Annotated in this window: 7 protein-coding genes, 1 pseudogene and 1 other annotated feature; all 8 genes and pseudogenes read left to right on the forward strand. The window is 36.9% G+C overall.

The window, feature by feature from the left end:
- Positions 1-104: 104 nt before the first annotated feature.
- The 8 genes and pseudogenes from GX308_00430 to leuD all read left to right on the forward strand — a co-directional run bounded on the left by GX308_00430 (position 105) and on the right by leuD (position 9,510).
- Positions 105-790: pseudogene (locus tag GX308_00430) on the forward strand (Crp/Fnr family transcriptional regulator).
- Between the two features lie 154 nt (positions 791-944).
- Positions 945-2,579: an EAL domain-containing protein gene (locus tag GX308_00435; GenBank protein ID NLK20562.1), complete on the forward strand. Its 1,635-nt coding sequence runs from the start codon at positions 945-947 to the stop codon at positions 2,577-2,579.
- A gap of 64 nt (positions 2,580-2,643) precedes the next feature.
- Positions 2,644-2,890: a binding site (T-box leader), on the forward strand.
- 62 nt (positions 2,891-2,952) lie between these two features.
- Positions 2,953-4,563: a biosynthetic-type acetolactate synthase large subunit gene (ilvB, locus tag GX308_00440; protein NLK20563.1), complete on the forward strand. Its 1,611-nt coding sequence runs from the start codon at positions 2,953-2,955 to the stop codon at positions 4,561-4,563.
- A 23-nt stretch (positions 4,564-4,586) separates the two neighbouring features.
- The gene (ilvN, locus tag GX308_00445; protein NLK20564.1) at positions 4,587-5,102 is read left to right on the forward strand and encodes an acetolactate synthase small subunit; all 516 of its coding nucleotides are present in this window, start codon (positions 4,587-4,589) and stop codon (positions 5,100-5,102) included.
- Between the two features lie 3 nt (positions 5,103-5,105).
- Positions 5,106-6,101, forward strand: coding sequence for a ketol-acid reductoisomerase (gene ilvC / locus GX308_00450; protein ID NLK20565.1), 996 nt, complete (start codon positions 5,106-5,108; stop codon positions 6,099-6,101).
- Between the two features lie 44 nt (positions 6,102-6,145).
- Complete coding sequence (locus GX308_00455) at positions 6,146-7,735, forward strand: citramalate synthase (GenBank protein NLK20566.1); 1,590 nt, start codon at positions 6,146-6,148, stop codon at positions 7,733-7,735.
- Positions 7,736-7,750: 15 nt separating this feature from the next.
- Positions 7,751-9,013: a 3-isopropylmalate dehydratase large subunit gene (leuC, locus tag GX308_00460; GenBank protein ID NLK20567.1), complete on the forward strand. Its 1,263-nt coding sequence runs from the start codon at positions 7,751-7,753 to the stop codon at positions 9,011-9,013.
- A gap of 14 nt (positions 9,014-9,027) precedes the next feature.
- The gene (gene leuD / locus GX308_00465) at positions 9,028-9,510 is read left to right on the forward strand and encodes a 3-isopropylmalate dehydratase small subunit (protein ID NLK20568.1); all 483 of its coding nucleotides are present in this window, start codon (positions 9,028-9,030) and stop codon (positions 9,508-9,510) included.
- The last annotated feature ends 247 nt before the right edge of the window (positions 9,511-9,757 follow it).

A 9,757-nucleotide genomic window follows, 5' to 3' on the forward strand; every position in this document is an offset into this window, starting at 1 on the left:
AAAATATAAAGAGAAATTCGGATATGATATATATCACATTAATATAAGATGAAAAGTGTAATATCAAAAGCATTTGACTGTATGATAATAGTAGGGAGGATAAAATGGAAAAACATGTATCAGCACTAAAAAAGATTCCTATATTTTCACGATTATCAGATAACCGACTTATGGAAATCGCTAATCTCGAAGTTAAAAAAAATATATAAAAGGCGATATTATTTTTTCAGAAGGTGAAAAAGGAGAAGCATTTTACTATATAGAATCTGGTAAAATTAAGATGTATAAGACCTCCTTTGACGGACGAGAAGTTATCTTAAATATTTTCAAAGAAGGGGCCATTTTGGCAGAAGTAACTATGTTTAACAATATGGAATATCCTGCTACAGCAGAGGTGATTGAGGATGCAGTCGTTGGCATGATATATAATAGGGATATTGAAAAAATGGTATTAGAAAATCGAGAACTGTCCTTGCAGATAATTAAGGAGCTAAGCAGCAGACTATTCTATTCCCAGATGAATGTAAAGGAAATGGCATTAAATGATGTATACATTCGAACAATTAAGGTATTAATTAACCTAGCAGAACAACATGGGGAAAAAACCAGTAGGGGGATAGAGTTTGATATCGGAATAACAAGACAAGATATTGCTAGTATTATAGGTACGACAAGGGAAACTGCAAGCCGTGCTATGAGTCAGCTAAAAAAGAAAAGATATATCGATGTTGATGGAAAGAACATTATTATAAGAGATATTGAAAATTTAAAAGAGGAAATACAAGACTAAAGTATAATCTATGGTTTTTATGAGAAGTTTACTTAAGGCACGGACTTAATTTTATATCAAGGGAAGATAGTACGATTTACATTGGGAACAAAATAGTATATAATAATTATTATGGTTTCAGAAGATTTCTATTAAGCCATATGGAGTTGATAAAATGAAACTTCGGGGTAATCCAAAAAACAAAACCAACTCAAAAAAGAATAGAACGGGATTTTCTGAAAAAGAATTGTATTCCAACAATAAAATTTATTTTGGAATAGTTACCACAGGGGCAGTCTTGCTTCTGTCAACCTTAATATACATAATAAGTAAAATCCTTACATGGGAAAAAAACATACCAAGCCAAAATAAAGAATTGCTCAAAGGTATGAATAGTCTAAAAAACATATCTGCAAGATTAGTCATATTTGCAATTATACTTTTTATTATTATAACGCTTCTAATAATATCCCAAGAAAAAGATAAAAAGAAAATATTTCAACTTGCATATTATGACAATTTAACCAAGCTTCCTAATAGAAGATTTTTTGAAGACATATTACAAAAGTTTATTGAGGAATCTGAGAAGTTTAAGCAAAAAGTAGGGTTGGTGTATATAGATTTAGATAATTTCAAAGTAGTAAATGATACCTTAAGCCATACCGTAGGGGATGGTATTTTAAGACAAGTGGGAGATTTAATTAAAGGAACCCTAAGGCAAAGCGACATGGTATGTCGCTTTGAGGGAGATGAATTTGTGGTACTGCTTCCAGGAATCAGTGGAAGAAATGATGCCATGAATATAGTAAAAAGAATGATTAATATTCTTCAGGCACCTTTTATATCCAATGAAAAGAAGTTCTATATCACTGCTAGCATGGGTATAGCTATATATCCTGATGATGCAGAAGATATAGATACTATTCTTCAATATTCCAATATGGCCATGAATAGGGCAAAAGAAAATGGAAAAAATACATACTCACTATTTGAGTCCCATATGAATATAAAGCTGTTAGAAAAATATGAGTTAGAAGAAGACTTAAGACAGGCAATCAAAAAACAAGAATTGATTCTTTATTATCAGCCTCAAATAGATATAAAAACTGGTAAGATGGTAGGAGTGGAAGCATTAATACGATGGAATCATCCTACTAAAGGGTTGATTCCACCCATGAAGTTTATACCTTTAGCTGAGGAAACGGGACTCATTATCCCAATAGGGGAATGGGTGCTTCGTACAGCTTGTAGCCAAAGTTCAAAATGGACTAAAAAGGGTTTTGAAAATCTTCGAATTTCCGTGAATTTATCTGCTAAACAGTTTCAACAACCAGACTTGGTCGAAATGATAGTAGGTATATTAAAAGAAACCAATATGAGACCTGAACTTTTAGATTTAGAAATAACAGAAAGTGTGGCAATGATGGATCTTGATTTAACAAAACGAGTCCTTCAGCATTTAAGGAGCAAGAAAATAAATATTTCCTTGGATGACTTTGGTACAGGGTATTCCTCCTTAAATTATCTGAAACAACTTCCTATAAATACAGTGAAAATAGATAAAACCTTTGTTGATAATATCACCGATGATGTGAGCCAACAAACAATCGCTAAGGCTGTAATCGATTTATCACATAATATGGATCTTTATGTTACGGCAGAGGGAGTAGAAACATGGGAGCAATTCACCTTTTTAAAGTTCCAAAAATGTGATAAGGTCCAAGGATATTTATTTAGTACACCTCTTCCTTTAGATGAAATTGAAAAAATCATCTCCCAGGATAAAGGATTTATAGAAAAAAGCAATTAATTATTAAAAAAGTTATTGACTTTATTATTGAATCTTGCTACAATACATACAAATTAATTTTCTGACAAATGCAATGAAGGAGCCTGGTATTTTGCAAAACATAGGTTACAGAGAATCGGTGGTTGGTGCGAACCGATCCTATAGCAGGATATAAATCTCTCCAGAGCAGTTTCTTCGAACCTTGATTGGTGTAGAAGACAAACGGAAAGCCCCGTTATAGGCAAAGGTTTGTTAGAACCTAGTAAGTGAACTTTATTATTTAATAAGGTTAATAAGGGTGGTAACGCGTGGAGTATATCCTCGTCCCTGCTAAGCAGGGATGGGGTTTTTTTATACTTTTTTACTAAGTTTATAAAATAAAAGGAGGGATTAGATGAAAGCTGCAGCAGCCATTATTGAATGTCTAAAACGAGAAGGTGTAAAAACAGTCTTTGGTTATCCTGGGGCCGCCATTATGCCGGTTTATGAAGCACTAAGAAAATCTGACATAAAGCATATCCTAGTTCGTCAGGAACAATCTGCTGCCCATAGTGCCAGTGGGTACGCCCGTGCATCTTTGGATGTTGGGGTTTGTATTGTTACCTCAGGACCGGGAGCTACTAATTTAATTACCGGTATTGCAACCGCATATATGGATTCCATCCCTCTTGTTGCGATTACGGGCCAAGTAAAGACCTCTTTAATTGGTAGGGATGTTTTTCAAGAGGTCGATATAACAGGGGCTACGGAACCCTTTATAAAACATAGTTATCTCATAAAAAACGCAGAAGATATTCCGAGGGTTATGAAAGAGGCATTCCATATTGCCAAAACAGGAAGGCCTGGGCCGGTGCTAGTTGATATTCCATCGGATATACAGATAGAAGATATTCAATTTTCCTATGATAACGAAGTAAATATTAGGGGGTATAAACCCACATATATGGGGCATATCGGTCAGATTAAAAGGGCTCTAAGGAGGCTTAAGGCAAGTAAAAAACCGATTATATGTGTTGGCGGTGGGGTTGTTGCTGCAAAAGCAGAAAAAGAACTGCTTTCCTTTGCAGAGAAGGCAAGGATTCCCGTAGTATCTACGATGATGGGAATAGGGGGCATCAGCCATAAATCCCCCTACTACATTGGGATGATTGGTTCTCATGGAAAAAACTATGCGAACAGAGCTATGGCTCAGGCAGATGTAGCCATGTTCATAGGGGCAAGGATTGCTGATAGGGCTACCGGAGGCAGTAAGTTATTTGCAAAAAATGCTGATATCATCCATATTGATATTGATCCGGCAGAAATAGGAAAAAATCTAGGAACCCTAATCCCGGTTGTGGGAGATGCTAAAAATGCCTTAGAAAAATTCTTGGAAATGGCTGAACCTCTAGATACAGGTGAATGGGTAAAACAATTAACCGAGGCAAAGCTCAATTATAAAAAGAAAAAAAAACCCACGGAATATATAAATCCCAAATATGCAATCGAACTTCTTTCGAAGACTTTAGAAAATGATGCTATTTTAGTTTCAGATGTTGGACAGAACCAATTATGGTCCATGCTAAACTTTGAAATATTCGGGAATAGAAAACATTTTACATCAGGGGGATTTGGAACCATGGGATATAGTCTTCCTGCTGCAATCGGGGCGGCTATAGCATCACCCAAGTGTCAGGTTATTGCAACCATGGGTGATGGGGGCTTTCAGATGAGTTTATTTGAACTAGCAACTATAAGACAAAATGATGTAAAAGTGATTATTGTATTATTTAACAATCAGGGACTAGGCATGGTAAGAGAAATGCAGTATAAATCCTATAATGCAGAATATGCAGTAGATTTAAACAAAAACCCCGATTTTATTAAGTTAGCAGAAGCTTATGGCATCAGGGGTAAAAGAGTTTTGAGAGATTCAGAGTTAGAAGAGGCATTTGAAGAAGCCATCAATTCTAAAGATTCTTTCTTGATTGAATGTGTTGTTGATTCTAAAGAAAGTACTCTTTAAAATATACGAGTAAGGAGGATTTTATGAAAAGACATATATTATCTGTTTTGGTGGAGAACCATTCAGGGGTATTAAGCCGAGTATCAGGTTTGTTTAGTCGGCGGGGTTATAATATAGATAGTCTTTCAGTAGGAGTAACTGAAGATCCCAATATATCCCGCATGACTATTGTTGCAAGGGGAGATGAATACATATTAGAGCAGATTAAAAAACAACTTAATAAGCTCATAGATGTCATAAAGGTCATCGAGCTTAAGTCTGATATATCTGTATACAGAGAGTTGATTCTCCTAAAAGTAGCTGCAACTACAAAGCAGCGAGCAGAAATTATCGAAATTGTGAATGTCTTTAGAGGGCGAGTAGTAGATGTCGCTAGTGAATCCCTAATGATTGAGATGACTGGGGATGAAGAAAAACTATCAGCATTAGTCAGCATGATGGAACCTTATGGAATTAAGGAAATGATCCGCACCGGGCTCACCGCCTTGGAGCGAGGAAATAAAGAAATAAAACAACATAATAAATATGAGGAGGAGTAACAAATGGCAAAACTATATTATCAAGAGGATTGTAATTTAGGGTTATTAAAAGGAAAAAAGGTGGCAGTTATTGGATATGGGAGTCAAGGTCATGCTCATTCCCTAAATCTCCATGAATCAGGAGTAGATGTGGTAGTTGGTCTTTATGAGGGAAGTAAGTCCTGGCCAAAAGCAGAAGCAGCAGGACTTAAAGTAGCTACTGCTTTTGATGCAGCAGCTGAGGCTGATATTATCATGATACTTATTAATGATGAAAAACAATCTAAGTTATACGAAGAAAGTATAAAACCAAATCTAAAGGCTGGTAAATCTCTCGTATTTGCCCATGGGTTTAATATTCATTATGGACAAATAGTACCCCCATCAGATGTTAATGTATTTATGGTAGCTCCAAAAGGACCCGGCCATACAGTAAGAAGCCAATACCTAGAAGGAAAAGGGGTACCATGCTTAATAGCTGTGCATCAAGATGCAACCGGTAATGCAAAGGATTTAGGTTTAGCTTATGCAGCTGGTATCGGTGGAGCTAGGGCAGGAATTCTTGAAACAACATTCAAAGAAGAAACAGAAACAGACCTCTTCGGGGAGCAAGCAGTACTCTGTGGTGGTGTTTCCGAGCTTATGAAAGCAGGGTTTGAAACATTAGTTGAAGCAGGATATCAACCAGAAAGTGCCTACTTTGAATGTATGCATGAAATGAAATTGATTGTAGACTTAGTAAACCAGGGGGGGCTAAGCTATATGAGATATTCTATCAGCGATACGGCAGAATTTGGGGATTATTCTGTAGGTAAGCGTATTATCACGGAAGATACCAAAAAAGAAATGAAGAAAGTATTGTCAGAGATTCAAGATGGAACCTTTGCTAAAAATTGGATTTTAGAAAACCAATCAAATCGACCTGCATTTAACGCAAGAAGAAGAATGGAACAAGAACATCAAATAGAAGTAGTAGGAAAAGAACTTCGCAAAATGATGAGTTGGATTCAAGATAAATAGTCTTGTATCCTCCAAAGTCACATAAGGGGTGGGATATGCAGGTAATGAATAAAATAGAGATTTTTGACTCTACTCTAAGGGATGGGGCACAGGCAGAGGGGATTTCCTTTTCTGTAGAAGATAAGCTAAAGATTGTAAAATCTCTTGACAAACTAGGGGTTGCCTATATAGAAGCTGGCAACCCCGGCTCAAATCCCAAGGATTTAGAATTCTTTGAAAAGGTAAAAAGTCTAGATTTAAAAAACTCTAAATTAACGGCTTTCGGCAGTACAAGGCGAAGGGATATTGATGTTAGCGAAGATGATAATGTAAAGTCCCTTTTAGGTGCTAATACTCCAGTGGTCGCAATCTTCGGTAAGTGCTGGGATTTTCATGTGACGGATATTATTAAGACTTCCTTAGAAGAAAACCTTGAGATGATAAAGGACACTTTACGATTTTTTAAGGAAAAAGGGAAAGAAGTAATATTCGATGCGGAACATTTTTTTGATGGATATAAATCCAATCCTGAGTATGCCATGGCGGCTCTTTTGGCAGCAGTCGAGGGAGGAGCAGACCGTTTAGTTCTCTGTGAAACTAATGGTGGAGCATTTCCTAATGAGGTATATGAAATCACTAAAAAGGTAGTATCCTCTTTTGATGTTCCTGTTGGAATTCACCCCCATAATGATGGGGGTATGGCAGTAGCTAATGCTGTTATGGCTGTAGAGGCAGGTGCTTTTCATGTTCAAGGTACTCTCATAGGTTTTGGTGAACGTTGTGGTAATGTGAACTTATCGACAGTTATAGGAAATCTTCAGTTAAAGAAAAACCTTAACTGCATCGCAGAAGAAAATTTACGAAATCTTACTAAAACTGCAAGAAAGATAGCAGAAATTGCTAACATCACTTTAAGTGATGGAATGCCATATGTAGGCAAAAGTGCCTTTGCCCATAAGGGTGGCATGCATATTGATGGGGTTGCCAAAGCTACTCACTCTTTTGAACATATGAATCCTGAATTAGTAGGAAACGAAAGAAGATTCCTTATGTCAGAAGTGGCGGGAAGAAGTACTATCTTATCAAAAATACAAAAAGTAAACTCAGATATTACAAAGGATTCCCCAGAAACGAAGGACATTATCGATAGATTAAAGGCCCTAGAACATATAGGATATCAATTTGAAGGAGCTGAAAGTTCCTTTGAACTTATTATCCGTAAGCAGTTAGGAAAGTATAGACCATTTTTTGAGCTAGAAAATTTTAAAATAATAGGTGAGCATCCTTCAGGGGAAGGGCGGGTTAGTTCCTCTGCTATGATAAAAGTAAAGGTAGATAATGAAGTTGAAATTACAGCAGCAGAAGGGGACGGTCCGGTAAACGCTCTAGATAAGGCCCTAAGAAAAGCCCTAGAAATATTCTATCCAGAACTTAAAAATGTGCATCTTACGGATTATAAGGTTAGAGTATTGGATACTAAGACTGCTACAGCGGCAAAAGTTAGGGTACTCATCGAATCCACTGATGGGGAAGATATTTGGACCACAGTTGGGGTTTCTACTGATATTATTGAGGCCAGTTGGGTTGCTTTAGTAGATTCCATCGAATATAAATTAATCAAAGATATAGAAAAAAAGTTTAAAGCATATTTGTGACAAGGAGATGAAACTATGGGAATGACGATGACACAAAAAATATTGGCAGCCCATGCAGGACTTGAAAGCGTTGTGGCGGGGCAATTAATTGAAGCTAATCTGGATTTGGTACTGGGAAACGATGTAACAACTCCAGTTGCGGTAAAAGAATTTGCTAAAATAGGAACAGATAAGGTATTTGATAAGAAGAAAGTGGCAATTGTACCAGACCACTTTACACCAAATAAGGATATAAAGGCAGCAGAACAGTGCAAATTTATCCGTGAATTTGCTCACGATAAAGAGGTTGAGAACTATTTTGAAGTAGGAGAAATGGGAATAGAACATGCATTAATTCCTGAAAAAGGCTTAGTTGTACCTGGGGATGTGGTGATAGGAGCGGACTCTCATACATGCACTTATGGAGCCCTTGGAGCATTTTCAACAGGTATAGGAAGTACCGATATGGCAGCAGGAATGGCAACAGGTAAAGCATGGTTTAAGGTACCTTCTGCTATCCAATTTGTTCTAAAAGGGAAATTACAAAAATGGGCAAGTGGTAAAGATGTTATATTACACATCATAGGCATGATAGGCGTAGATGGAGCATTATATAAATCTATGGAATTTATAGGGGAAGGGGTAAACAGTCTTTCTATGGATGCTCGATTCACCATGGCAAATATGGCTATAGAAGCAGGGGCTAAAAATGGCATCTTCCCTGTAGATGAAAAGACCCTAGCATATGTAAAAGAACATTCTACAAAAGAATATAAAGTTTTCGAAGCTGATGCCGATGCTAAGTACGATAAAGTGTATGAAATAGATTTAAACACAATTCGCCCAACCGTAGCATTTCCACACCTTCCAGAAAACACCCGTACTATTGATGAGGTAGGGGATATTAAGGTAGACCAAGTAGTTATCGGCTCTTGTACCAATGGAAGGATGGAAGACCTTAGGGTTGCAGCTGGAATCTTAAGAGGAAAAAAGGTTGCAAAGGGAGTTCGGGTAATTGTTTTCCCGGGAACGCAGAAAATCTATCTACAGGCACTAAAAGAGGGATTAATTACTGATATAGTAGAAGCAGGAGCAGTATTTAGCACCCCTACTTGCGGACCTTGTCTGGGAGGACATATGGGAATACTTGCTAAAGGGGAAAGAGCTATAGCAACAACTAATCGAAATTTCGTAGGTCGCATGGGACATCCTGAATCGGAAGTATATCTTGCAAGTCCTGCGGTAGCAGCGGCATCAGCTCTGACAGGAAAAATTACAAATCCGGAAGATATTGCGTAAAGGAGGACATGAGCATGAAAACACAAGGAAGAGTATTCAAATATGGAGACAATGTAGATACAGATGTAATAATTCCAGCTCGGTATTTAAACACATCTGATCCACAGGAACTAGCTAAACATTGTATGGAAGATATAGATATTGACTTCCCTAAGAATGTTAATAAAGGGGATATCATAGTAGCAAACAAAAACTTTGGTTGTGGTTCTTCAAGGGAACATGCACCCATTGCTATAAAAGCATCAGGAATTTCCTGCGTTATAGCAAGTACTTTTGCAAGGATATTTTATCGTAATGCAATAAATATCGGCCTTCCGATATTGGAATGCGAAGAAGCTGTAAAGGGAATCGATGCAGGGGATGAGGTAGAAATAGATTTTGGAACAGGAACAATCACAAACAAGACAAAAAATGAAACCTATAAGGCTCAACCATTCCCAGAATTTATGCAAAAGATTATCGCAGCAGATGGTCTTATAAAATATATCCAAGTATAGGTGAATATCTTCAAACTTATTTGTCATTTTGGAAGTAGCGAAGGATTTCCAACCAGTATTCTACGCTGCCCCAAAATGATAGATTTTCAGATTACGAACAATGTGTTTTATTTTGAAACTAAGGCTCTGTTAACTTAGTATGAAAGAAATGAGATCTGAAAGGCCTCTGGTAGGTTTAAAAAAGGAAAAAAACCTACAAATGGAAACGACTATGTGTAAGATAACACGAAAAAAAGATACGTGCAAG

Origin of the sequence: Candidatus Epulonipiscium sp., from assembly GCA_012519205.1 — a bacterium.
Classification (GTDB): domain Bacteria; phylum Bacillota; class Clostridia; order Lachnospirales; family Defluviitaleaceae; genus JAAYQR01.